Below are 25,608 nucleotides of genomic sequence, written 5' to 3'. Positions count from 1 at the left end.
ATCAGCTCTGATTTAGAAAATTTCTATTGAGCCTTCTTTTAGTGTTACGATTGCTTTTCTTCTTTTCTTAGTGTAGCCGCTGTAACGCCCCATGCGTTTTTTCTTCGGCTTATAATTCATAATGTTCACTTTTTCGACTGTTACATCGAAAATCTCTTCAATTGCATATTTTACCTGTGTCTTGTTCGCTCTGACATTTACGTCAAACGTATACTTGTCAGAAGACATCAAGTCAGCAGAACGCTCAGTGATTACCGGGCGTTGAATGATATCGCGTGCATCCATTACAGAAGCACCTCCTCTGCTTTATTGATAGCACCTTCAGTGAAAATAACACGGTTAGCAGAAAGGATGTCGAGTACATTGAGCTGCTGCGGAGTCAAGATAGTGACGCCCTGCAGGTTACGGGATGAAAGTTCAATGTTTACATCTTCGTTTTCAAGCACAAGAAGCACCTTTTTGCTCGCTTCAAGATTTTCCAGAATTGTCAGGAAGTCTTTAGTTTTTGGCGCGTCCATCGTGAAATTCTCAACTACTGTGAATGCTTCTTCGTTCACTTTCGCGGAAAGTGCTGACCGAAGTGCCAGACGGCGCATTTTTCTAGGCATTTTGTAAGAATAGCTTCTTGGAGTCGGTCCGAATACTACTCCGCCGCCACGATAGTGAGGGGCACGGATTGTACCCTGACGTGCGTTACCTGTACCTTTCTGTCTGAAAGGTTTTTTACCGCCACCACGCACTGCAGAACGGTTCTTTACAGAATGAGTTCCGCGGCGAAGTGATGCACGCTGTAAGTTTACAGCTTCGAACAAAACATGCTGGTTTGGTTCGATGCCGAATATTTCCTGGTTAAGGTCTATAGAATTAACTTTAGTTCCCTCTTTTGATAAAACATCTAAGCTTGCCATGTGTTAAATCCTCCTTCCTTGTATATTATTTAACACCTTTTTTAAATGCTGCTGCGATTTTCAAATATCCTTTACGTGGGCCGGGAACGTTACCTTTAACAAGTAGAACGTTTCTCTCTGCATCCACTTTGACGATTTCAAGATTCTGAAGCGTTACTGTTTCTCCACCCATGCGTCCAGGCATTGCTTTGCCTTTGAATACGCGGGCCGGGTCACTCATCATTCCTATTGAACCTGGTGCTCTGTGGAAACGGGATCCGTGCCCCATTGGTCCGCGGCTTTGATTGTGTCGTTTGATGTTACCCTGGAAACCTTTACCTTTGGATGTTGCTGTCACATCCACAAAGTCGCCTGCTTCAAATGTATCTACAGTGACTTCTTGACCTACTTCGAATTCATCTGTTGCGAGATTCTTGAATTCGCGTACGAAGCGCTTAGGGGCTTTACCTGAAGCTTTAGCATGTCCAGTTTCAGCCTTGTTTGCGTATTTCTTTGATCTTGCTCCATCAAAGAATTCACGTTTGTCATCGAAACCGATTTGTACTGCATTGTACCCATCAACTTCTTCTGTTTTCTTTTGCAACACTACGTTGCCTGCTGCTTCTACTACTGTTACCGGGATGAGCTCGCCGTTTTCACCGAAAACCTGAGTCATTCCCACTTTTTTACCTAAGATTCCTTTGGTCATCGAAAGTCGCACCTCCTGCTATATTATAGTTTAATTTCGATGTCCACACCTGATGGCAAGTTAAGTCCCATTAGGGCATCAACTGTTTTTGGTGTAGGGTTAAGAATGTCGATAAGACGTTTGTGTGTACGCTGCTCAAACTGCTCACGGGAGTCTTTGTATTTGTGTACCGCACGAATAACTGTATAAACAGTTTTCTCAGTCGGCAACGGGATTGGACCTGATACGTCCGCACCTGAACGTTTAGCTGTTTCTACAATTTTCTCTGCTGACTGATCAAGTACTCTGTGATCGTAAGCTTTCAAACGAATACGAATTTTTTGTTTTGCCATTATTTAACCTCCTTCTGGTCGTCATCATTGATTGATAGACTTCTCCACGAAAATTCTCTTTACACGCAAGCCATGGCAAAGCGGCCGGGCGTGTCAGTAACCTCTCGCTTCTTCGATACTAAAAACCCCTGCCATCTATGTAAATGGCGTGTTTTTAACATGATCGCACAGACGGCGCTCATTTAAGTCCAACGTTAGATATAATACATGAAAAAAGTGAAAAAATCAACAGTTAACACAAGATTTTTTCACTCTTTCGCATGGACTTCTCATAACCTGGTCCATTATACAATATTCAGTTACAAATTACAATGTCTTTTTGGCTTAATCCGTCATAAATATAAAGTACAGAACGAAGATTACAAACAGGGCATACATCATTGGGTGAATCTCTTTTCTTCTGCCTGCCATGATCATGGTAATCGGATAGAATACGAAGCCGATGGCAATCCCTGTAGCGATGCTGTATGTCAAAGGCATCATGAACATCGTCAGGAATGCCGGGACAGCCACCTCGAACTGATCCCAGCGGATCTTGGATAGATTCGAAACCATCAGTGCACCGACAATGATGAGTGCCGGCGCTGTGACTTCCGAAGTGAATGTCACAATCAGCGGAGACAGGAAGATGGCGAGCAGGAACAGCCCTCCTGTGACCACACTTGCAAAACCTGTACGCGCCCCTGCAGCGACTCCCGCCGTCGATTCGACATAGGAAGTGGTTGTCGATGTACCGAATATCGCTCCTGTAATGGTAGCAATTGAATCGGAAAGCAACGCACGGTCTCCACGTGGAAGTTTATTATCCTTAATCATGTTTGCCTGGCTGGCAACTCCGACAAGCGTACCTGCTGTATCGAAAAAGTCTACAAACAAGAATGTCAAAACAACAATCAGGAATTGTATGTTGAAAAATGCCGCTGGATCCGAGAATGCTTCAAAGGCGACGCCGAATGTCGGTTCTATGCTTGGAACAGCACCGATGATGCCGTCCGGCATTGGAACAAGTCCGAAAACCAGCCCGATCAGAGCGGTGATGATCATACCGATGAAGATTGCCGCCGGCACTTTCCTGGCCATCAGGATGACTGTGATGACAAGACCACCGACTGCAAGAAGCACTTTTGGATCATGGGTAGTACCCAGACCTACGAGTGTCGCTTCATCCATGGTAATGATGCCGGCACTCTGCAGCCCGACAAATGTAATGAAGAAACCGATTCCTGCACTGACTGCCATTTTCATTTCCATCGGTATCGAATTTATGACATATTCGCGCAGACCGGTAATTGTCAGTATCGCGAAAATTGCCCCGGAGAATAGAACACCTGTCAGTGCAGTCTGCCAGGGAATCCCCATTGTGAGAACAACAGTAAATGCGAAGAACGCATTCAGCCCCATTCCGGGAGCGAGTGCGATGGGGTATCTGGCATAGAGTCCCATGATCATACAACCAATGAAAGCAGCGAGCGCCGTTGCCACGAACACTGCCCCCATATCCATTCTCATCGAATCAGGAATCCCTTCCACTCCCTGGAGGGAAAGGACAGACGGGTTGACTGCAAGTATGTAAGCCATCGACAGGAAAGTTGTCAGTCCACCGACGATTTCGCGGCGGTAAGTCGTACCATTTCCTTCAAAATCAAAATATTTTTTCATACGTATCTCCATTCTTTCAGTAGAATAACGCTGCGGCTAAATCACTTTAATGATGTTCGGGTCATCTTCACCCAGGAATTTCACCAGAAGGCTGCGTGTGACCGGCAGAAATACTTCTATCAGTCTCCCGAGGCCGACGATGATGATAATCGTACCGATGAAAACCGGGCCGCCAAGAAGGAAGCCGGCCACTGCTGCACCAAATTCCATTACGTTACGCGCCATCGACAGCTTCATATTGAATTTCTCGACAAGTACAAGCATCAGCGTATCGCGGGGACCGGCGCCAAGGTTCGGAGTGATATAGAAGGCCACGCCGAAAGCCATGATAAAAAGACCGAGTGTAAAAATCAGAATGTGCGCCCCCCATCCATAAACATCGGGAATCAGCCAGTTAAAGATATCTATGAACAGACCAATCGCTATCATATTCACATACACGCCGATTTTAGGCCAGCGTTTCATCCCTATGGCAGTCAACAGGACAATTACAGCCCCTGTAATGATCGCCCAGGATCCTATCGTCAGCCCAAAAGTCTGCCAGAGACCGTAATGGAGGACATCCCAGGAACTCAATCCGAGAAGACGCCCTTTGATTGTGAGCGCAATACCCAATGCAAGAATGATCAGGCCAACAACATAAAAAAGCCAGCGTTTTGCCAGATTCCTTTTCAATTACGACACCATCCTCACCTATCATATCTCAAACAGTTTACGCTTTTGCAGGTAAAATTGCAATACGTGCTTTTCTTCACATGAACGGTTTAAACTATGCCGTAAAGGGAAGCTGGTTACTAAACTATTATTTAGAAGAGGTGGTAACATGTCATACAGATATAAACTCGCAAGTGTACTTCTTTCTGCGGGACTGGTCATGGCTGCATGTGGAAACGGCGGAGAAAATGAAGAAACTGGACAGAACACTGAACAGTCATCTTCAGAAGAGAATCCTGAGGAGAGTGTAGATGAAACTTCACCGGATGAAGAAATGGATGACAGTAATGATGACGGCAGCAGTGGCGACGGAAATGATTCAGAAGACAATGCATCAGGCGACAATTCAGGAGAAGGTTCCGGCGGCAGTTCCAGTGATACTATTGTGCAGGATGATATCAGCCACAACGCCCAGGAGGCAGTGGACACTGCCAGGGAAAGCTTTGACGGTGAACTTATCCAGGTCGAACTGGACCATGATGATGGCCAATGGGTATATAAGGTAGATATGGAACAGGGCTCTGAAGAATATGAAGTCAAACTTTCTGTCGAAGACTTGTCAGTCGTTAATGAAAGCACTGAAACAGACGATGATGACGATTCAGAAGACCAGTTCGAATACAGTGAAGCCGTCACTGCTGAAGATGCAGTCCAGACAGCAATTGATGAAGCAGGGGGCAACGGAGAGATTGAAGGCTGGTCCCTCGATAAGGATGACGGCAGCCTGGAGTATGAAATAGAGCTCAAAAATACGGATAATGGCGATGCTGATATAAAAATCAACGCTGAATCAGGGGACGTCATCGAGACGGATTTTGATAATGATGACGGTGATGATAGCGAGGACGATGAAGACTGATAATTAAATGACATGCGAGGTACCGGGGCAGACTCATCTGACCCCGGTTTTTTACGGAGTGTTAACAAAATGTCACGACTCGTTTATGCATATCTATATGATTGTGATATGATACAACTATAATTCAAGGTGGTGATATTCATGGATTTAGATTATAGACTTCTGGAACTGAAGAATGAGTATATCCGTATCCAGGGAGATTTGGAAAAACTTGAATCCACTGGCAATAATACATCTAAAATGGAAGAACGCCTCGAGAAAATCGAACAGGAAATCGCCGACACTAAAGCAGCAATCAGAAATCAGAAATAAGTATAGGAAGTGCACGACATGAAGAAAATGATTTCGCTCATTATGATCATCCAGTTTTTAATATATTTTGGCTTCAGCATGATCATCCCGGTCATCCCGCAACTGGTCACAGAGCTGGAAGTCTCTACAACACATATGGGCTGGCTGCTTGCGGTCTATTCTCTGGCAAGTTTTTTGTCAGCGCCGTATTTCGGCAGGCTGAGCGACCGCTTCGGCCGTCGTCCGCTTCTCCTTTACGGACTGCTTGCATTTAGTTTCAGCTTTCTCTTATTCGGTATGTTCATAGACGTACTTTGGGTTTTATATATAAGCAGATTGATCGGCGGTGCCGCTTCGGGTGCACTTTACACTGCAACCACAAGCATGGTCGCCGACATTACGACCCGCGAGGAACGCACCAGATACATGGGTCTCGTCGGAATGTGCATCGGACTCGGATTTATATTTGGACCGGGCGTCGGTGGTCTCCTCGCTGAAATCAGTCTGAGTTTCGCCTACTATATGACGACGATCGTCATCGTCGGCGCACTCTTGTTCAGTATCATCAAAGTGCAGGAAACATACCGCCCCGGTGCGTACACGAAGAAGCGGATTACGCTTGCCAGTGACTACTTCATCCAGCCCGTCGGCATCCTTCTCATCTGCACCTTTTTTGTAATGCTGACGATGAGCGGGATGGAAAGTACATTCCAGCTCCTTGCGATAGACCGCATTGACATCACTCCGGCACAGATGGGTATTTTATTCTTCATCGGTGGAATATTCAATGCAGCTGTCCAGGGCGGCATCATCGGAAGATTGAAGGATGGTCAGGAGTATCCCGTTATGATCATCGGGCAGGCGATGGCGCTCATCGCTTTCGTCATGCTGCCCTTTATGCCCAATCTTCTCTACGCAGGTATATGCATCGTCCTGCTGATGTCGGGAAATGCGTTTGTTAAGACGCTGCTTACTTCCCAGATCACCAAAGAGGCCAGTCAAAATGAAATGGGCCGCCTGACTTCCACAACGTACTCACTCGACAGCCTGGGCAGAATTTTCGGTCCGCTCGTATTCAACTACCTGTTCGTGATTACCACCGGCCTTCCTTTCTGGATTGGTGCGGCGTTGACAGTATTCTCAACATACTTCATATTCCAATATTATAGAAAAAGGAGGAGATTGGCATGATTCTGCCGATTCTGATGCTCCTCATGTATCTTGTAATCAGCGCAGCTACCATACTGGTCATGCGCAGCAGGGTGCTGGATACTCTGAGAGTCCTCGCGGGCATCGCTTTTCTGCTTCTGGCCACACTCACTTCCCTTAATGCCGAAAGCCCCGGAAGTGTTCTGACATTCGCTCTGGCTGTCTGTGTTTTCATATCAGTCGAAATTACTGGTTTCAAACAATATAAAGGAGATGGCGACCGGCTGTTCATGATCCATGCATTCACAATCATGCTCGCGGCTGCTTATATCATTTTGCTGTTGACACTTTAACCTGAAGGAAGAGGAGGATTCCCATGAGGCGGGTCATACTGATATTACTTGTATTGATGCAGCTTATGTTTTTCATCAATTACATCATTAATGATGGTATAATTTTTTTCAATATATATGTATGGTCTGTCCTCAGCCTCATTTCTCTCTTTACGGGATGGCGGGCAATCAGATCCGAGCCGAATCTTTATGAAAACCGCAGGTTTCATTTCGGTCTCTCCCTCACCCTGTTCATACTGTCGATTGTGTCCCTGATATTTATAGTGCTGATCGCTTTTACAAAACCTTATTTCCTTCATATATATTAGAAACACTAAGGACGGCCCCTCATAAACGGGCCGTCCTTTTTCGATTCATCATTCAATTCCTACTTTTGCAGCTTCACCATGCCGGCGAAAAACCTTATGATTCACCCAGCAAATATTTCTCTTCATCCCGGCTGTGATGCCAATTCACAACCAGGAGACTTTCATACATGACCAGTCTTTCGTCTGCTGATCCATCCGCTTCCAAATTCTCTTCGATTGCCCCGGCTATCTTGCGGAGCAGATCATGATCTCTCTTCAGCTGGGTGATTGTGTCACTCAGTTCAGGGCGTTCTTTTCTGACATCCAGATAAAGCCCCTCCTCCTCCGAGTCTGCATGGGCAATAATATGATCGCTCCAATGCTCCAAAATCACTTTCTCTGCTTTACGCCCCTCTTCCTCCCTGCCTTTTTCATACAGGAGACGGAGCGAGGCTGTCATATCTTTAACCTGACCATGGGCCGCTTCATGAATAGAACGGTGAGCGGCCAGTTGCCGCAATGCGGGACCTGACATTATTCAACATCCTTTCCTTTTTTCAATTGCATATGTGGTGCTTTCCGATACTTTTCAGGATTACTTGCGCGGTAGATGATATACCTTCTTCTTATATACTCAAGCGGCAGGCTCCAGACATGGACCAGCCTGGTGAATGGCCAGACGGCAAACAGCACAAAAGCTGATAATATATGGGCCTGGAATCCCCATGGAGCGGTGGCCACCATCTCGGGCATCGGCCGGAAACTGAGAATACCCCGGAACCACGGGCCGATCGTATCTCGATAATCAAAATCCCCGCCGGTTGCCGTATACCAGGCGGTATTGGTAAAACCGATTACTGTTACAACCCCAATCAGAAGAAGCACATACAGATCTTTCCTTGTACCTTTCCTGTGAACCCGCTTGCTTTCCATCCGGCGGATGGTCAGCAGGGCCCCTCCGATCACCATCACCAGTCCGGCTGCACCGCCAAACCAGACGGCCCCGAAGTGGTACATCCCTTCTGTTACCCCGATCATCGGATAGAAGGTCTGTGGCACAACGATACCGGCGATATGACCGAAGAATACAAATATGACCCCTATGTGGAACAGGATACTCCCCCACCTGAGCATTTTGTCATTCTGCAGAAACTGACTCGATTGGGCCGACCAGCCGAACTGGTCTTTATTATAGCGGTATATATGTCCGACGATAAATATCGTCAGGGCGATATAGGGAAATGCGACCCATAATAAAAAATCGATTACCTCCAATTTCTTCATCTCCTTCCGGAAGATTGCCCATGCCTGCCACTACACCGCCGGCAGAATCCAAGGACATGAATTATACCTTTCTGCTTTCCTTCACCTGCTCGCGTGCTACAGTTTTATCGAGCGTTTCCAATACGGCTGCCAAAAGATAGGCATAAGGGGATTTCTGTTCTTTCAGCTGTGCATACAGCTGATCCATCGCTTTCTTATGGATAAAGTAGAGCTTATGGGTAAATGCATCGTCCGTTTCCGACATGGCTTCAAGTATAAGAGGCAGAAAGTCGGGCAGTTCATCTCCGGTAATCCGGTATCCCGCTTTGGCATATTCCATTTTGAGTTTAATGAACCCCTGGCCGCGCTCCCGTTTATCACCGAACACGCCATAAGTGAGATACAGTGAACAATCCTTGCTGAAATCAAATTGCTTCACATAGTTCTGCTCCAGTTCAAGCCATGGCAGTGAAACGGAATAGTCCCAGAAATTCAACAGCTGTTCACGTTCCGATCTGCTCTCCAGCTGGAGAATGAACTCATAGATCTCTTCATTCCGGTACCACTCACTATCGGGATACTGCAGAAATATTGATGACAGCTTTAAAATACTTTTATGCTCTTCCATCCGGAGCCCCTCCTGCTACATCACTGAAATATGACTCACTGTATTCATATGGGTCTTTCCATTCCCCGTTCATTGCACATGACTCACAGCCGGCCTGGAAGTCGAAACCGGTCTGTCCCTGCTGTGCAAACATATTTTCCGCTTCTTCACGGTGCGCTTTTGGAATGACATAACGGTCACCGTATTTGGCAATCGCCGATAGTTCATACATGTCCCGCGCCATTTCTTCGGATATACCCAGCCGGTCGATCAAAGTCGTATCCGGCTTCTTGCCGAGATCGATGCTTCGCATATACGATCTCATAGCGACAAGGCGTTTCAATACAGTTGATACGACCTCGGTATCGCCTGCCGTCATCAGGTTCGCCAAGTACTCGATTGGGATACGGAACTGGTCGATGGCGGGAAATACGACATCAGATGAAACGTTATCCAAATGCCCGTCAAAAGCATCGACAATCGGGCTGAGCGGTGGAATGTACCATACCATCGGCATTGTGCGGTATTCTGGATGAAGCGGCAATGCAATCTTCTGTTCTACTGCCATCTTATAGACCGGGGATTCCTGTGCCGCTTCTATCCAATCTTCCGGAATGCCGTCCCGTTTGGCCTGTTCGATGATCTCCGGATCATGCGGATCCAGAATCAGATCCAGCTGCGCTTCATAAAGGTCCTGGTCATCCTCGACGGATGCCGCCTCCTTCACACGGTCTGCATCATACAGAACGATGCCGATATAACGGATTCTGCCGACACATGTTTCGGAACAGATTGTCGGGTCCCCATTTTCAATCTTAGGGAAACAGAACGTGCATTTCTCCGCCTTATTCGTCTGCCAGTTGAAGTACACTTTCTTGTAGGGACAGCCGGACATGCAGAAACGCCAGCTTCTGCACGCATCCTGATCGACGAGCACGATACCATCTTCCTCCCTCTTGTACATCGCACCTGACGGACAGGAGGAAACACAGGATGGGTTGATGCAGTGTTCGCAGATCCTGGGCAGATACATCATGAAAGCATCTTCGAATTCCGTCCTCACCTTTTCATCAATTCCGCGCATATTGACATCATTTTTGGCCGTTTCGTGGACGCCCGCCAGGTCGTCTTCCCAGTTCGGCCCCCATAATATGTCCATGTATTCACCAGTCAGCTGTGATACGGGTCTTGCGACAGGCTGATGCTTCCTCTCAGGACTGTTTACAAGGTTCTCGTAGTCATATGTCCAAGGTTCATAATAATCATCGATGCCCATCAGGTCGGGGTTGTGGAAAATGTTAAGCAGCTTATGCGCTTTTCCGCCTGCTTTTAATGCAAGCTGCCCATTGCGCATCTCCCAGCCGCCCTTATTCTTCTCCTGATTCTCCCATTCTTTCGGGTAACCGACCCCTGGCTTCGTTTCAACGTTATTCCACCACATGTACTCGGCACCTGGACGATTCGTCCAGGTATTATTGCAGGTGACTGAACATGTGTGGCATCCGATACACTTATCCAGATTCATTACCATTCCAAACTGCGCTTTAATCTTCAAGCCAATCCACCTCTTCCCGGTCCATCCGGCGAATCTGAACCTGTTCATCCCGTTGGTTCCCCGTCGGACCATAGTAGTTGAAACCATAGCTTAATTGAGCATAGCCGCCGATCATCTGCGTCGGTTTGATATGAATGCGGGTTGGACTGTTGAACGTCCCGCCCCTGTCTTTGGTGATCTTTGATCCCGGTACATTAATAAGCCTGTCCTGGACATGGTACATGAATGCCACACCGCGCGGCAGCCTGTGACTCGTTACCGCCCTGGCCACCACAACACCGTTACGGTTATACATTTCCAGCCAATCATTATCCTTGATACCCACCTCTTCTGCGTCCTTGTTATTCATCCACACATGCGGCCCGCCGCGGAACAGTGTAAGCATGGGGAGAGCGTCCCCGAACATGCTGTGGAACGACCATTTGAAGTGCGGCGTCAAATATCTCAATGAAATTTCCGGCCGATCACTGTCCGGCCGCTCATCCCCGGTATAGAAAGTGGCCTTTTTAAGCGGCGGCTTGAATGTCGGCAGTTCTTCACCGAATTCCAGCATCGTTTCATGATCGAGATAGAAATGCTGCCGGCCGGTCAGCGTACGCCATGGCACCAGCCTTTCGACGTTCGTCGTGAATGCAGAATACCTTCTGTTGCCTTTGACTATCCCGCTGAAGGTGGGGGAGGTGATGACATGCTGCGGTCGATTGGTAATATCCGCAAAAGTGAAGTAATCCTCTTTCCGGTCTTTAGCAAGATCCACCAGTTTCTGTCCCGTTTTCTTCTCCATTGCTTCGAATCCTTTGACAGCAAGGGTCCCGCGGGTCGTACTTGATAATCCGAGCATTACCTCTGCAGCATCCACCCCTTCATAAAGCGTCGGCATCTCATCCGGCATGTCCGGCGCGCGGGAAGGACCGAGCAGAGCTCTCAGGCTTTCATACTCCTCGGAAGCATCCCATGAGTTCCCTTTGGATCCTATATTTTTCTTCACTGCAGGACCGAGGGTGATGAATTTGTCATAGATTCTGCTGTACTCGCGTTCGACAATATTCACTTTTGGAAAATTGATGCCGGGAATCGGATCGATACCTGTGCCTTTCCAATCCGGAACATGACCAAGCGGCTGTGCTATCTCATCGGGAGAGTCATGCATGAGCGGTGCAGTCACTGTATCATGGACTGTTGCAGGCAGATGCTCCCCGGCCATCTCGGAGAAGCGTTTAGCCAGTCTTTTGAATGTATCCCAGTCGGAACGCGCCTCCCACGGCGGTGTAATCGCCGCATTGAATGGATGGACGAACGGATGCATATCCGTCGAACTGAGGTCCTCCTTTTCATACCATGTTGCCGTCGGCAGAACGATATCGGAATAAAGTCCTGTGCCTGACATGCGGAAATCGGAATTGATCAACAGATCCAGTTTCCCGGTAGCCGAGGGGATATCCATATTCAATTCGACCGTCTCCAGATCCTCGTTTTCCCCACTCAGATTGTGGCCGTGTGTACCGAGAAGGTGCTTCAGGAAATATTCATGTCCCTTTGCAGAACTGCCCAGCAGGTTCGCGCGCCAGACGAACATCGTTTTCGGGAAATTGACTGGGTCATTGGGCGACTCGATCGCAAAATCCATTTCCTTGTTGACGACTGAATCCACTACACCCTGGATATTCCGGGAATCTTCACGGCCGGGATCGCTTAAACCGAGTGCATTCCGGTTGAACTGGGGATAGGACGGGAGCCAGCCCAGCCGTGCCGCGAGCACATTATAATCACCAAGGTTTTCATACTTTGTTTTTTCGGCAAGCGGCGAGGCTATATCTCTTGTTTTCTGTTCCTCATATTTCCATTGCTCTGTTGCAAAATAGAAAAACGAAGTCCCATTCTGGAGTCGGTTTGCGCCGCCCCAATCCTTGGCCATGGCAACAGTCTGCCATCCTTCATAAGGCCGGACTTTTTCCTGACCGACATAGTGTGCCCATCCACCGCCATTCACACCCTGGGAACCGGTAAGAAGCACAAGATTGAGTATGGCCCGGTAGATCGTATCTGAATGGTACCAGTGGTTGATTCCGGATCCCATGATAATCATCGATCTGCCGTTGCTGTCGATTGCGTTCTGGGCAAATTCTCTGGCAATCTGGGCGACCAGTGCCGGCTGTACGTTCGTATATTTCTCCTGCCATGCCGGCGTATAGGGACGGTCATCCTCATAGGTTGTCCGGGTATCTCCTGCAAGACCGCGATTGACACCGGTCTGCGCACACATGATGTCGAAGACGCTGGTTACAAGGACAGAGCCTTCGTCAGTTTCTATCTCTCTGACAGGTACGCTCCGTTTGAATATATAGTTTCCGGGCTCCTCGAATGCTGCAATACTTAGAGGTTCGATACGCTCTTCGGCACCAAGCAGCGTAAGGGCAGGTGAAATATTTTCCACGTCATTGACCGTGTCAGTCTTCCGCATGTTCCAATTCGCCCCGCCATCCCACCGGTGACCGATTGAACCATTCGGAACTGCGTAGGAACCCGTCTCTTCATCGTAGACAATCGTTTTCCAGTCAGCTTTTTCAGTATCGTATCCAAGATCGCTCGCACGCAGGAAACGATCCGCCTTATAGCCATCTGCCGTTTCCTTCAATCTGATCAGATACGGCAGGTCTGTATATGTTTTTGCGTAATCTTCAAAGTATGGAACAGTCTGATCGATATAGAACTCCTGAAGGATGACGTGGGTCATTGCCATGGCAATGGCACCGTCCATACCAGCCTTGACCGGCAGCCAGTTGTCGGCGAATTTTACGAATTCCGCCAGATCCGGTGCCACAGCCACCACCTTTGTCCCTTTGTAACGGGCTTCGACCATGAAATGGGAATCCGGTGTACGGGTCTGCGGCAGATTGGAGCCCCAGACGAGCATATAGCTGGAGTTATACCAGTCGGAACTCTCAGGGACATCGGTCTGCTCTCCCCAGACCTGCGGAGAAGCGGGTGGCAGATCGGCATACCAATCATAGAAACTGAGCAGCACACCACCGATCAGATTCAGAAATCTTGCGCCGCCGGCATAACTGACCATCGACATGGCCGGAATCGGCGAAAAGCCGAAGATGCGGTCAGGACCGTGCGTTTTCAATGTATAAATGAGCTGGGCTGAGATCAGTGTTTCCACTTCGTCCCATGTCGTCCGCACAAATCCTCCTTTGCCTCTGGCAAGTTTATAAACCCGGCTCGACTCTTCATTTTCTATGATGGCTGCCCAGGCTTTTACCGGGTCATCAGTTTCTTTAACAGCTTCACGCCAGAGCTTAAGCAAAGCGCTTCTTATATATGGAAACCGAACGCGGTGGGGACTGTAGGTATACCATGAGAAACTGGCTCCTCTCGGACAGCCGCGGGGTTCATATTCCGGCATCCCGGGACCGGTGGAAGGATAGTCTGTCTGCTGGGTTTCCCAGGCGATGATACCGTCTTTGACATGCACCTTCCAGCTGCATGAACCGGTACAGTTGACCCCGTGGGTAGTACGAACGACTTTATCATGCTGCCAGCGTCTGCGGTAATAGTTTTCGGTGCGCTGGCGATGTTTCGGAGATTTTTCACTATGTTCTGTTTCAGGTTGTGTTTTTCCTAAATATCGCAACTTCTGCAGTAGTGGCGGTACATTCTTTCTCATTGAATACACTCCTTATCTACTATCGGAAAATCTAACCAACTTAATTACAGATTAGCAGAAGCAAAATTCTTTGTCCATTAATACTCGGAATATTGCGAATATTTTATTTGGATGCAGATTTAACTTTCATAAAAATGCATTAAAATCCTGAAACATAATAAAGACAGTGAGGGGGAATGCTTGGTTACACGGGAGTCCGGGCCAGCGCTCAATAAAATCATTCTATAAGTTTCTTTTTGCAGAATCACCTTCCCATTATAAAAAGCCTGTGCTGATTTTATGCAGCACAGGCTTTTAACTCATTCTTCTGTAAATATATCTTCGCCATACCAGTCTTCCGATATCCCGGTCAGCGTACCATCCGCCTTCAGCTGTTCAATCACTTCATTGATATCTTCAATCAACGCTCTGTTTTCTTCGGTATCCTTGAAAGGGAGTCCCACCGGCTGGCTGCCGAAAGGTTCCCCTGCTATCTTGAGCGGAATGTCTTTATCATTGATCATTGCAAGAAGCTGTTCACGCCCAAAGATGTATGCATCAAGCTTCCCTGCGCCGACATCCCTGTAGACCACTTCATTATTTTCATAATCGACGATATTCCCACCATGGTCCGGGTATTGCTCATTCAGTACATTCTGGAAGTTTGTCCCCAGGATAGTACCGACATCAGCCCCCTCTATATCTTCAACAGATTTTATCTCTTCGTTTTCAGGTGCCACAGCAATTGCCGCTTTTGAATGGTAGTAGGGATCAGTGAATATGTACTTCTCTCCCCGTTCCGGCGTCAGCGCAAAATTACTGGCGGTATCTATATTTCCAGTATCCAGATTGGCAAGCACTCCTGTCCAGTCCGTGAGCACCCATTCTATTTCGTAACCGAGAGCATCAAAAATTGCATTGTATATATCCACATTAAATCCCTTCATCTCCCCGTCCTCCTGGAAAGACGTCGGATAACCATTCGGTGATGAACCAATTTTGATCACTTTTTCATTTTCCGATGCAGATGCCCCGTCTTCTCCATTACTGCACCCTGAAAGCACCATCAGTGCAGCCGCCACCAAAATCATCCATTTTTTCATTCTGTCCCCTCCTTGCACATTATAAAACATATCTAATGACTATGAATTAATAACAGTGTATCCTATACTCGCCACGGGAACAAGGTTATCGTGTATAGTTTTTTGAATGAATGCTTATAGAGAAGAGCTATAGATAATAAAACGCCACTGAATCATCAGCGGCGCTTCTTACTGTTCCCCAACAGCTTATTCAATTTCACTTTTCCTTTTTGGAACATTGGCACACCGACTTCAGCCAGAGTATACAGCGGCTTATTGATCACATAATCAAATTCACCTATCTTTTCACTGACTTCAGTACCCCATACTTTTTTGAACTGCCATAATCCAAAATGCGGTGATTCCTGCGGCGGCGAAACGCTGACGCCCCCGAAATCATAGGTTTTCGCACCATGATCACGCGCATACTTCATCATCTCAAACTGCATATTATGGTTTGGCAGATACTCGCGGTAACTGTCTGATGAAGCACCATATAAATAGTAGGATTTATGTCCCGACTGGGCGAGCAGTGCGCCGGACAGCACTACGCCGTCCGGATGTTCCTGTTTGATCACTTCGATTTCAACCAGCTGTTTTGAAAGTTTCTCTCTGCGGTTCTCCAGGTCTTTCAGCTGGTTCTCCTTTTTACTGCCGTCTTTTTTCCTGGCTGCCTTCTCAATATCCTTGTCCACTTTCAGCAGATCATTCTGGAGTGAGACAGAAACATCTTCCGGCATGAGTTTGACTAAAAACAGTTCCATATGCCCGTTCGGGTTCAAATGATCGTAAAGAGATTCGAAATAAGTGATGTCGCGTGTAAGGAAACCGTCACGTTCACCGGTCTCTTTCATCAGTTCCACAAATGTCTTAAGTTCATCACGCTCAGCCCTATAGACGACCGTGCCCCTGCGGGCGGCATTCCTGACTTTTGTACGGTTGTTGCGCTCAAAGCTTTGCAGCAGCTCTTTATCATCCTTATCAATGTCTGCAACCATTGTCTGACGGGGCTGGATATTATCCTTACTCATTCCATCCTGCAGACCGCGGTGACGGAAACCGAGGGTTTTCAAAAATTCAATCGTGTCCCGGTATTCTTCAAGCGGGAGATCCGGATCAATTTTAATTGCATAGGCATTTTCATCCTCGGCAATTTTCAAAGCTTCCCCGAGCATGAATTCAACGAGCTGCCTGTCATTAAAGTCACAGACAAACCCACGGGAAATATAGCAGAGCGTACTCGAGGCCCTCGGAACCTTTTTGAAGAGCAGCATCGCTGTCCCCAGTATTTCTCCATTTTCATTGCCCACGGCAATCCGTCTGGAATACCAGCCTGTCAGACGCTTGGACTGCGCCCAATCAGTTAATTGCAATAGATCACCGTTGGGATGCGATTCAACAAATCTATTATGTTCTTTATTAATAATATTCAACAATTTAAGCATAGTAATCTCCATTTCAGTAATATCTGATATAATTATTAGCATGAAAGGTGGCCGATGAATGAGACTTATAATTCTTGTCGTTCTAGCAGCTTTAAACATTTTCAGCATAATCCAACTGGGTCAGTATAACAGCGGAGACCTGATTGCACTGATGAGTGTGCGGATCATTCTCGCAGTGATTACATTCATGCTGAGCCTCGCCTATATGTTGGTACGGGGCACACGTTCAATGGTCATGATGAGTATCATCACTGCTCTGATTGCTCTTGCCCACATCGGTTTGATCATTTATATAAACTTGTAGATTGCGCCTTTATAGACCACTGACTCGCCGTCCGTTCCCACTTCCAGGGTAATGGACGGTTTCGCGTTTCGCGAAAGTTCCACACGCGTGTAATCATCTATCTGTCCTTCCCAGATGCCAAGGACATCGTAGAATGATTCCCAAAGGTGGATATCTTCTACATCATGCCGGACGGTAATTGACGGGCCGATAAAGTCCCCCCGCAATGCTTCAATGCGTTTCATGCGCTGCGCTTCGGGCTCATTCCACTGGATGAAGAATGGGAAAATTTCTTTGTCATGCTGAACATAAAGCAGTTTCCAGCTGATTGTTTCCCCATTTGTTGTACGCTCCATTTCAACCGGGCCTTCTACAGAAAAACCGTGTGCCCTGAAACGTTCGTCCAGTCCTTCAATATCATCGGTGCTGAGAGCATAACGGATGAATCCTTCTTCGTAATTTAATGAATCAATCGTACCGGCGAAAGATTCATTCCCATCTTTCAGATGCTGAGTGAACACCGCTTCATCTTCAATCGCTAAATACTCCACATATCTGTAATCAAAATATGAAAGCAGATTGACCGTGCCAAAACGTTCATGTCTCCCGCCTGAATGAATTGGAAGTACGGGCGTCCGCTCAACTTCTTCCAGCCGATTAACGTAATGTATGATGTGATCAAACTTTACCATCCGGGTCACCTCTTTTTTTAACTATATCATAATAACACGCATGCTCCACGAAATATACTGAAGCGAAAACAGCCCTTCCATATGGGAGGGCTGTCTCTCTTGCTTATGCTTTTATTACATTCGGATCTGTACTGTGCATTTGTTTCAGCTCTTTTTCACGTTCTTCCCTGGTCACGATACGTTCGCCGGTCTCAACATCGAAGAAATGCCCTTTATTCATATCAAAGGCGAATTTTACGACGTCTCCCGGATCCAGTTCGTTCCTCGCGTCTACACGGGAAATGAACTCTTGATTTTCAAGTTCGGAGTAAAGCATGATTTCAGAGCCCAGCAGTTCACTCACCTTGACTTCCACATTAAACGCAGAAGCAAGTGCTGATTCCACAAATAACGCTTCTTCTCTTATGTCCTCCGGCCGTATGCCGAACTTTACCGGCTGGTTATCATAACCTTCATTCATGAGCATACGGCGTTTTGCTTCCGGCACCGTGATGGCTGTGTCTCCGATGATCAGCTTTCCGTCTCTGATCTCGGCATCAAAGATGTTCATGGCAGGTGATCCGATAAACTGTGCCACAAAAACATTTTCCGGGAAATCATATACTTCCTTGGGACTGCCCACCTGCATGATATCCCCCTGATTCATGACGACTATTCTTGAAGCCATGGTCAATGCTTCCGTCTGGTCATGCGTGACATAGATAGTCGTTGTTTCCAGACGTTTATGAAGCTTAGTAATTTCCGCGCGCATCTGTACCCTGAGCTTTGCATCCAGGTTGGAGAGAGGCTCATCCATCAGGAAAACATTGGCTTCACGGACAATCGCGCGGCCCAATGCAACACGCTGCCTCTGTCCGCCGGACAGGGCTTTGGGTTTTCTATCCAGAAAATCTGTCAGACCGAGGATTTCAGCCGCTTTCTCAACACGCTCTTTTATCTCCGGTTTGGGTGTTTTTCTCAGCTTGAGACTGAAAGCCATATTATCGTACACGCTCATATGGGGATACAGCGCATAGTTCTGGAAAACCATTGCGATGTCCCTGTTTTTTGGCTCCACATCATTCATACGTTTCTCATCGATGTAGAAATCGCCGCCTGTAATATCTTCAAGCCCTGCAATCATGCGTAAAGTCGTAGATTTACCGCAGCCCGAAGGGCCGACTAAGACGATGAACTCGCCATCGTGTATTTCAAGATTGAAGTCGTGTACGACTGTAGGACCATTGTCATATGTCTTTTTTATACGTTCGAGTTTTATTTCAGCCATTGAACCACTCCTCTAAGCCCACCACATGTCAGTCGGCTTTTCTTTTATAATCACACTTTGCAAATTCCTTACTGCTGTCCGGAACCCTTCCTCAATGGACATCAGCCCGTCTTCATGTTCAATGGAGACAACGTGATCGTAGCCATACGTTCTGAGAGCGCTCATCATACCCGCCCATTCATCCATGCTGTGGCCGAGACCGACACTTCTGAATGTCCAGCTTCTGTCTTTGATTCTACCATAGGGATTCATATCGAGGTATCCGTACATATTCAGGTTTTCAGGATCGATATATGTGTCCTTGGCATGAAAATGGTGAATTGCTCCCTCTCTACCAAGTATTTTAATGGCCGCCACGGGATCGATGCCCTGCCACCACATATGGCTCGGATCGAAATTCGCTCCGATATACGGGTTCGTTCTCTTTCTGAGTTCGAGCATCGTGTGCGGGGAGTGTATCAGGAAGCCGCCATGGAGTTCCAGACCGATTTTCACATCATGCTTCTCAGCCAGTTCGCCAATCTCTTTCCAGTATGGAACAAGACGGTTCTCCCACTGCCATTCTTTGATCCGGGAATATTCTTCCGGCCACGGTGTTACCGGCCAGTTCACTGATGTGTCCGTTTCGTTGCCTGCCGGGGTGCCGCTGAAAGTATTGACGACAGGAACTTCCATAAGTGCCGCCAACTTGATTGTCTTACGCAGCGCCTCATCCGATTCATTCCGGAATGTATCATCCGGTGAAATCGGATTACCATGGCAGCTGAATGCACTGATGACCAGTCCCCGGTCTTCAAATTCACTCAGATATTCCCTGCGTGCATTCTCAGAATCGAGCAGCCTGTCTACATCACAGTGCGCATTCCCCGGATAACCGCCTGTACCTATTTCCACCGCATCCAGCCCGGATTCTTTTACATAATCCAGCATTTCCAAAAAGCTCATGTTCTGGAACAATGGATTAAAAACTCCCAGTTTCATGTATTAAACCTCCTAAAGTCTTACACTGCGTTGTTCTTTTGAACTTTTATAGACCGCTTCAATGATCTTTGATACTTCCTTTGCTTCATGAGATTTTACGCGAAGCGGCGTGTCGTATTTCACTGCAGATATGAAATCCTGCGCCTGCAGTCTGCTGTAGGGTTCGTCCACTTTAATATAATCTATGCGCATTGTCGTCATCAGATCTTCATCCGCCTGGTTCACTTTCATATCAAAAACATCCAGCCCGGCTTTCATGCCGGAAATGCTGATATGATTCTCGTCTTCGGGTATATTGGCAGCCCAGCTCGTTTCAAACAGCATCGATGCCCCATTATCGAACCGGATGAATGCACTCACATGATCTTCGACTTCAAATGTCTCCCTGTTGAAATGTCCCCATTCATTTACCGTGTTCGTCCTGCTGAGATGGTTATATGTAGAGCTTGAGACCTCCACCGGTTTCACATCTCCCATGAGGTACATCGCAAGATCGAGGAGATGACAGCCATAATCAATCAATGCACCGCCGCCCTGGAGCTCCTGGTTTGTGAATACACCCCAGCCGGGCACTTTACGGCGTCTCAGACCTTTGACACGTACAACAATCGGGTCGCCGATTATGCCCCGCTCAATAATTTTTTTGGAGGCGATCGCTTCTTTCATGAAACGGTAATGATACGCGATATGCAGTTTTACGCCGTTACGTGTTTCCGCTTCGATCATCCTGTCACACTCATCAGCCGTCAAAGCCATCGGCTTTTCACAGAGCACATGTTTTCCATGATTCATCGCATCGATACTGATCGGTGCATGAAACTTATTCGGTGTACAGATTACCACTGCATCCACATAAGGGTACATATCTTCGATATTCGCGAACACTTCAGGTATTCCCAGTTCATTCGCAACTTTCATCGCCCGTTCCTGATTGATGTCCTGCACTGCTGTAATTTCCACTTCATCCAATGTCCGGAAAGTCGGGATATGACGGCCGGTCGCAATGCCCCCGACGCCAATGAACCCCAGTCTGATTTTAGACATTCACAACACCTATTCTCCAGTAATGATTTTATGTGTTCTATCAGATTCAAATGCACTTAAGATGATTTGAACCGATTTTTTTGCGTCATGCGCCGTAACAGGCACCCTCTCATCTTTTTCCAGGGCGCTGATGAAACGGCCCATGACCTGGGAAGATTTGCTCTGTCCCGTGTCTTCATTCGTCTGGATGCCGCCGTAGTTCTCTTTCACCACTTCCCCGTCTGCCCCTGCGAATATAAATGAATATTTTTCGTCGTTGAGCAGACGCAGCACGCCCTTTTCTCCGTATATTACAGTCGAATTATCTTCCGCACCATAGAATGACCAGCTCGCCTGCAGGGTCCCGATCGCACTGGATTCAGTACGAAGGATGCACACTGCATTATCGTCAACATCGGAGAAATCTTTGTCTTCTTTGGAAATCAGCCCGCCGACTTCAACTACTTCTTCGTCCAGAAGAAATCTGATCAAATCGGCTTTATGCACTCCGAGATCCCCCATGGCTCCCATGGCCGCTTCCTCTTCTTTGAAGAACCAGCTGTCCCTGCCGTCAACACTCCATTTTTCAGGTCCCGGGTGGCCGAATGTCGTACGGAACGAATAAATCCTGCCCAGCCTGCCTGAAGCAATCCATTCCTTCGCAATTTCATGTTCCTTTACAAAACGCTGGTTATGTCCGATCATCAGCTGCCCGTCCGATCGATTCTCCGCTTCAATCATTGCATCCATTTCTTTTAAAGTCACACCCATCGGCTTTTCACACAGGACATGCTTGCCCGCTTCAAGCGCTGCAATTGCAATTTCAGCATGAAGATAGTTCGGTGTACACACACTCACGGCATCTACATTTTCATCAGCCAGAAGCTCCTTATAATCCTTATAGGCACCCCCGCCATAGAGTGTTCTCTGCTCCTCCGCCCGTTTCAGGACCCTGTCGCAGAAAGCAACCAGCTTAACATCTTTATTTTCACTGTATTCGGCAATGTGGCGTTTGACACCAATGCTGCCACACCCGATCACACCAACATTAATCATTGTGATTCCCCTTTATCTCTTCTAATGGTTCATAGTTTCCGTAGTAATGTCGTACTCCTTTAGGTGATCCAACCCAGTTCACACCATTTCGGATCACTTTCTGAACATTTTCATCATAGTAGGTCGGATGCGTTTCATGCCCGGGACGGAAATAGAAAATTTTGCCGTTTCCCCGTTTGAAGGTGCATGCGCTCCTGAAAACTTCCCCGCCTTCAAACCAGCTGAGCATGATCAGCTCATCGGGCATCGGAATATCAAAATGCTCACCATACATTTCCTCTTCAGGCAGCTCAAAATATTCACCCAGTCCCGCCGCAATCGGATGACTTGGATCCACTACCCAGAGACGTTCCTTCTCATTCGCCTCACGCCACTTCAAATCACATGACGTGCCCATCAGCAGCTTAAACGGCTTGGAAAAATGAGCCGAGTGAAGCACCACCAGTCCCATGCCTTCCCAAACACGCCTGCACACCTTCTCGGCAATTTCATCCGACACTTCATCGTGAGCTTTATGCCCCCACCATACAAGAACATCCGTCTCCTCCAGCACTTCATCACTCAGACCATGCTGATCCTCATCCAAAGTTGCCGTCGTCACATCATGCTCATTCAGGAAACCGGCAATCTGAGCATGAATTCCCTCAGGGTAAACCCCAGCCACTGCATCAGATTCCTTTTCATGTCTATATTCATTCCACACAGTCACATTCATCAGACATCCTCCTCATAGTAGATTGACGTTCGATAATTTCAGTTGGTACTGTAATATTCCTTTTAAATTTATCCGGATTATTTACCAGATCAATAATTTCACTGCTTGCTTCTTTACCCAATTCCTTCGGGAATATATTGACGACGGTTTGAGGAGGGGAAGCGAATTTCGTTAACAGAGAATCATTGAATGTTGCCGTTGCAACGTCTTTGGGAATACGTATTTTCAACTGGTATAATGCAGAAATAACTTTTGCATTAAGCACTGCATCCAAAGTTAATATCGCTTCGGGTGCATTGTGATTGAAAACATCATCCAGCATTTCTTTCAACATTTCGCTGTCCTTGCCGGGCTTTAGTATTTTCCCCTCAGTTGGAATACCGGATTCTTTCAAGGCCATTTCAAACCCTTCAATTCTATCCTGTGACACTGCGAATATGTCATTATCAACAATCATTCTTATATCCGTATATCCTTCATTTATCAGGAATTCCGTCATGGATTTCGCAGCAAAAACGTTGTCATTATCCACATAAATTCCATCATTGATATCAAATATATTCTTTCCGATAACGACGAATGGAAAATCAATCTCATGCAGATAATTTACAACCACATCATCTTTTTTGGAATAAAGAAGAATAAAGCCATCAACCTGCCTGGAATTAATCAACTCTTTAACCTCGTTTAAGAGCGCATCATCATCGGTCATAGATGTTGTCAAAGTTGAATAACCTTTCTTTCTGCATGTTTCGGAAACACCCAGGTTCACATCCGAAAAGAATGGATTCAGATTCACTTCATGAATCCCACTCTTTAATACCAGTCCGATGGTATATGACTGATTCGTAACCAAATTTCTTGCTGCTATATTAGGAGAATAACCGATATCCTCCATTATTTTCCTAACTTTTTTCTTTGTCGTATCACTTATTCCATCATGATCTTTTATCACTCTCGATACTGTGGAGGGTGAAACACTGGCTATTTTAGCCACATCCTTGATTGTTACCATATTGTGTTGCTCCTCCCGCTTACTTCACTGCACCATCAGATACTCCTTTGATTATATGCTTCTGGGCGATGAAATATCCAATAATCACTGGAATAATGGATATTGTTAATCCCGCAAGAGCAAGAGTCCACTGTTTAGTATACTGACCAAAGAACAGGAACAGTTTCAACGGTATCGTCTCCTCTCCTGAACCAAGCACAAGACTTGGAAGCAGGAAGTCATTCCATATCCATATGACATTCAGTATAGCGACCGTTATTCCAATCGGGCGTAACAGAGGAAATATCACATGCCAGAACGTCTGCCATTTTGTAGCGCCATCAATTTTCGCTGCTTCATCAAGTGAGACAGGAATGTTTTTTAAAGCGCCGTGATAGAGAAATAGAGAAAGTCCCGAGCCAAAACCGACATACATGAACATCAAACCACCCATATTAAGACTTTGCAAGTCGCTGAAAATCTTAACCAGTGGAATCATAACCGCCTGAAATGGGATAAGCATAGATGCAACAAACAGAAAGAAGATAAGACCGCTGATTTTGCTTTTATTCCTGGATAATGCGTAGGCTGCCATCGCTGATAAAAATACTATGCAGACGATACTAACCGTCGTAATCAGGAAAGAATTGAAAAATGTTCTTAAAAAGTCCAGTTCCTGGAATGCATTGACGAAGTTATCAACTATCGGTTCTGATGGTGGTGCCAGTGTATTTTCAAACATCTCACGCTTAGATTTAAATGCATTAACAATCATAATATAAAAAGGGGAGAGCCATAATAGTCCAAGAGCGATACCGAGGATTTCCAGTATTATACGGCCTCTCGTTTTTTTCTTTTTCATTATAGCTCCACCTCTTTCTTCTTATTGTAATATACTTGCGTAAGGCTGAGTATTGCTACAATTATGAAGAACACAACTGCTTTGGCTTGTGCCATCCCCATCGTATTCATCGCAAATGCGGTATCTACAATATCCATTGCAATCATTTTCGTCGAACCGCCCGGCCCCCCTCCGGTCAGAGACAAGTTTTGATCATAGATTTTAAATGCGCCTGAAAGTGTCAGGAACATGCTGACAGTGAATGCCGGCGCCACCAATGGCAGAATAACATTTTTCAGTTTCTGCATATAACTTGCGCCATCCATGTCTGCTGCTTCCAGCAGCTCATCCGGGATACTCTGGAGGTATGCAATATAAATAATCATGATGTAACCCGCCATCTGCCATACATGAAGAATGACCATTCCCCAAAAGCCTGTCGCCGGTGTTGCGAGCCATCCTTGGAGCATCTCCACACCCATAGCGTTTCCTATGAAATTAAAAATATCTGTAAAGATGAATTGCCATATAAAGCCCAGTATCAGGCCTCCGATGAGGTTGGGCATGAAGAATATGGTTCTTAACATGTTTTTCGATTTTATGTAACTCGTAACAATCAGAGCCAAAGAAAAACCGACCACATTAATAATGATGACCGTTACAATTGCATATTTAAAAGTGAACCATAATGCGTTCAGGAAAGTCGGATCGCTTAGCAGGTTTGCGTAATTGTCAAATCCTTTAAACACAGGGGTTTGGGCCATATCCCCTGACCACTCAGTCAGTGAATAATAGATTCCCCATATAAAAGGAACAACAACTACGATCAGCAAAGCCGCTAACACCGGAGCAAGGAATACCCAATACATCGGGTTTTTGGTTTTCATATATTAACACCTCTTTTTATGAAAGGAA

General features: G+C 46.6%; 28 protein-coding genes. 6 read left to right on the top strand and 22 right to left on the bottom strand.

Annotated features, from left to right (window positions below):
• Positions 1 to 12: 12 nt before the first annotated feature.
• From rplW to BM271_RS08010, 6 genes are all read right to left on the bottom strand, one after another.
• Positions 13 to 285: a 50S ribosomal protein L23 gene (gene rplW, locus BM271_RS08035; protein ID WP_046789176.1), complete on the bottom strand. Its 273-nt coding sequence runs from the start codon at positions 283 to 285 to the stop codon at positions 13 to 15.
• Positions 285 to 908, bottom strand: a complete 624-nt coding sequence (rplD, locus tag BM271_RS08030) for a 50S ribosomal protein L4 (RefSeq protein WP_046789175.1) — start codon at positions 906 to 908, stop codon at positions 285 to 287. The genes rplW and rplD overlap by 1 nt, the downstream gene beginning before the upstream one ends.
• Positions 909 to 933: 25 nt before the next feature.
• Entirely contained in the window at positions 934 to 1,596 is a 663-nt protein-coding gene (gene rplC, locus BM271_RS08025; protein WP_046789174.1) for a 50S ribosomal protein L3, read from the bottom strand.
• Between the two features lie 23 nt (positions 1,597 to 1,619).
• Positions 1,620 to 1,928: a 30S ribosomal protein S10 gene (gene rpsJ / locus BM271_RS08020; protein ID WP_046789173.1), complete on the bottom strand. Its 309-nt coding sequence runs from the start codon at positions 1,926 to 1,928 to the stop codon at positions 1,620 to 1,622.
• A gap of 324 nt (positions 1,929 to 2,252) precedes the next feature.
• Positions 2,253 to 3,587 carry an NCS2 family permease gene (locus BM271_RS08015; protein ID WP_046789172.1) on the bottom strand — a complete coding sequence of 445 codons (1,335 nt, stop codon included), beginning with the start codon at positions 3,585 to 3,587 and terminating at the stop codon, positions 2,253 to 2,255.
• A 36-nt stretch (positions 3,588 to 3,623) separates the two neighbouring features.
• Positions 3,624 to 4,262, bottom strand: coding sequence for a YczE/YyaS/YitT family protein (locus BM271_RS08010; RefSeq protein WP_046789171.1), 639 nt, complete (start codon positions 4,260 to 4,262; stop codon positions 3,624 to 3,626).
• Positions 4,263 to 4,410: 148 nt separating this feature from the next.
• Between BM271_RS08010 and BM271_RS08005 the strand changes: the two genes are divergently transcribed.
• The 5 genes from BM271_RS08005 (at position 4,411) to BM271_RS07990 (ending at position 7,261) form a co-directional block, all read left to right on the top strand.
• A complete protein-coding gene (locus BM271_RS08005; RefSeq protein ID WP_046789170.1) occupies positions 4,411 to 5,160 on the top strand; it encodes a PepSY domain-containing protein in 750 nt (249 codons plus the stop codon).
• 141 nt (positions 5,161 to 5,301) lie between these two features.
• Positions 5,302 to 5,472 carry an SE1832 family protein gene (locus tag BM271_RS14380; RefSeq protein ID WP_200795331.1) on the top strand — a complete coding sequence of 57 codons (171 nt, stop codon included), beginning with the start codon at positions 5,302 to 5,304 and terminating at the stop codon, positions 5,470 to 5,472.
• An 18-nt stretch (positions 5,473 to 5,490) separates the two neighbouring features.
• A complete protein-coding gene (locus tag BM271_RS08000; protein WP_046789169.1) occupies positions 5,491 to 6,642 on the top strand; it encodes an MFS transporter in 1,152 nt (383 codons plus the stop codon).
• Entirely contained in the window at positions 6,639 to 6,953 is a 315-nt protein-coding gene (gene mspA, locus BM271_RS07995; RefSeq protein WP_046789168.1) for a membrane stabilizing protein MspA, read from the top strand. Before BM271_RS08000 ends, mspA begins: the two co-directional genes overlap by 4 nt.
• A gap of 23 nt (positions 6,954 to 6,976) precedes the next feature.
• Positions 6,977 to 7,261 carry a hypothetical protein gene (locus tag BM271_RS07990; RefSeq protein ID WP_046789167.1) on the top strand — a complete coding sequence of 95 codons (285 nt, stop codon included), beginning with the start codon at positions 6,977 to 6,979 and terminating at the stop codon, positions 7,259 to 7,261.
• 94 nt (positions 7,262 to 7,355) lie between these two features.
• Here the strand turns inward: BM271_RS07990 and BM271_RS07985 are convergent, their stop codons facing one another.
• From BM271_RS07985 to BM271_RS07955, 7 genes are all read right to left on the bottom strand, one after another.
• Positions 7,356 to 7,775, bottom strand: coding sequence for a hemerythrin domain-containing protein (locus BM271_RS07985; protein ID WP_046789166.1), 420 nt, complete (start codon positions 7,773 to 7,775; stop codon positions 7,356 to 7,358).
• On the bottom strand, positions 7,775 to 8,524 hold the full coding sequence (gene narI, locus BM271_RS07980; RefSeq protein WP_046789165.1) for a respiratory nitrate reductase subunit gamma: 750 nt from the start codon (positions 8,522 to 8,524) through the stop codon (positions 7,775 to 7,777). The genes BM271_RS07985 and narI overlap by 1 nt, the downstream gene beginning before the upstream one ends.
• A gap of 61 nt (positions 8,525 to 8,585) precedes the next feature.
• Positions 8,586 to 9,131, bottom strand: a complete 546-nt coding sequence (gene narJ, locus BM271_RS07975) for a nitrate reductase molybdenum cofactor assembly chaperone (protein ID WP_046789164.1) — start codon at positions 9,129 to 9,131, stop codon at positions 8,586 to 8,588.
• Complete coding sequence (gene narH / locus BM271_RS07970) at positions 9,118 to 10,665, bottom strand: nitrate reductase subunit beta (RefSeq protein WP_046789163.1); 1,548 nt, start codon at positions 10,663 to 10,665, stop codon at positions 9,118 to 9,120. The genes narJ and narH overlap by 14 nt, the downstream gene beginning before the upstream one ends.
• Complete coding sequence (locus BM271_RS07965) at positions 10,655 to 14,335, bottom strand: nitrate reductase subunit alpha (protein ID WP_046789162.1); 3,681 nt, start codon at positions 14,333 to 14,335, stop codon at positions 10,655 to 10,657. Before BM271_RS07965 ends, narH begins: the two co-directional genes overlap by 11 nt.
• Before the next feature lie 299 nt (positions 14,336 to 14,634).
• The gene (locus BM271_RS07960) at positions 14,635 to 15,417 is read right to left on the bottom strand and encodes a transporter substrate-binding domain-containing protein (RefSeq protein WP_046789161.1); all 783 of its coding nucleotides are present in this window, start codon (positions 15,415 to 15,417) and stop codon (positions 14,635 to 14,637) included.
• 155 nt (positions 15,418 to 15,572) lie between these two features.
• Complete coding sequence (locus tag BM271_RS07955) at positions 15,573 to 16,841, bottom strand: lipid II:glycine glycyltransferase FemX (RefSeq protein WP_046789160.1); 1,269 nt, start codon at positions 16,839 to 16,841, stop codon at positions 15,573 to 15,575.
• A gap of 58 nt (positions 16,842 to 16,899) precedes the next feature.
• On the opposite strand from BM271_RS07955, the gene BM271_RS07950 reads away from it, so the two are divergent.
• Positions 16,900 to 17,145 carry a hypothetical protein gene (locus tag BM271_RS07950; RefSeq protein WP_046789159.1) on the top strand — a complete coding sequence of 82 codons (246 nt, stop codon included), beginning with the start codon at positions 16,900 to 16,902 and terminating at the stop codon, positions 17,143 to 17,145.
• Here BM271_RS07950 and BM271_RS07945 read toward each other — a convergent pair.
• The 9 genes from BM271_RS07945 to BM271_RS07905 form a co-directional block, all read right to left on the bottom strand.
• Complete coding sequence (locus tag BM271_RS07945) at positions 17,130 to 17,816, bottom strand: VOC family protein (RefSeq protein WP_046789158.1); 687 nt, start codon at positions 17,814 to 17,816, stop codon at positions 17,130 to 17,132. The genes BM271_RS07950 and BM271_RS07945 overlap by 16 nt on opposite strands.
• Positions 17,817 to 17,919: 103 nt before the next feature.
• The gene (locus BM271_RS07940; protein ID WP_046789157.1) at positions 17,920 to 19,083 is read right to left on the bottom strand and encodes an ABC transporter ATP-binding protein; all 1,164 of its coding nucleotides are present in this window, start codon (positions 19,081 to 19,083) and stop codon (positions 17,920 to 17,922) included.
• Between the two features lie 12 nt (positions 19,084 to 19,095).
• Entirely contained in the window at positions 19,096 to 20,064 is a 969-nt protein-coding gene (locus BM271_RS07935) for a sugar phosphate isomerase/epimerase family protein (protein ID WP_046789156.1), read from the bottom strand.
• 12 nt (positions 20,065 to 20,076) lie between these two features.
• On the bottom strand, positions 20,077 to 21,108 hold the full coding sequence (locus BM271_RS07930; protein ID WP_046789155.1) for a Gfo/Idh/MocA family protein: 1,032 nt from the start codon (positions 21,106 to 21,108) through the stop codon (positions 20,077 to 20,079).
• 9 nt (positions 21,109 to 21,117) lie between these two features.
• The gene (locus tag BM271_RS07925) at positions 21,118 to 22,149 is read right to left on the bottom strand and encodes a Gfo/Idh/MocA family protein (protein WP_200795336.1); all 1,032 of its coding nucleotides are present in this window, start codon (positions 22,147 to 22,149) and stop codon (positions 21,118 to 21,120) included.
• Positions 22,136 to 22,858 (bottom strand): ThuA domain-containing protein, encoded by a 723-nt coding sequence (locus tag BM271_RS07920; RefSeq protein WP_046789153.1) that lies wholly within the window; start codon positions 22,856 to 22,858, stop codon positions 22,136 to 22,138. Before BM271_RS07920 ends, BM271_RS07925 begins: the two co-directional genes overlap by 14 nt.
• Positions 22,836 to 23,873 (bottom strand): LacI family DNA-binding transcriptional regulator, encoded by a 1,038-nt coding sequence (locus tag BM271_RS07915; protein WP_046789152.1) that lies wholly within the window; start codon positions 23,871 to 23,873, stop codon positions 22,836 to 22,838. Before BM271_RS07915 ends, BM271_RS07920 begins: the two co-directional genes overlap by 23 nt.
• Before the next feature lie 19 nt (positions 23,874 to 23,892).
• Entirely contained in the window at positions 23,893 to 24,714 is an 822-nt protein-coding gene (locus BM271_RS07910; RefSeq protein WP_046789151.1) for a carbohydrate ABC transporter permease, read from the bottom strand.
• A complete protein-coding gene (locus tag BM271_RS07905; RefSeq protein WP_046789150.1) occupies positions 24,714 to 25,580 on the bottom strand; it encodes a carbohydrate ABC transporter permease in 867 nt (288 codons plus the stop codon). The genes BM271_RS07910 and BM271_RS07905 overlap by 1 nt, the downstream gene beginning before the upstream one ends.
• Positions 25,581 to 25,608: the final 28 nt, after the last annotated feature.

It is taken from the genome of Salinicoccus halodurans (assembly GCF_900114445.1).
GTDB classification, from domain to species: Bacteria; Bacillota; Bacilli; order Staphylococcales; family Salinicoccaceae; genus Salinicoccus; species Salinicoccus halodurans.
Note: the sequence above shows the minus strand (reverse complement) of the source record. Positions and strands in the feature narration are given on the sequence as shown.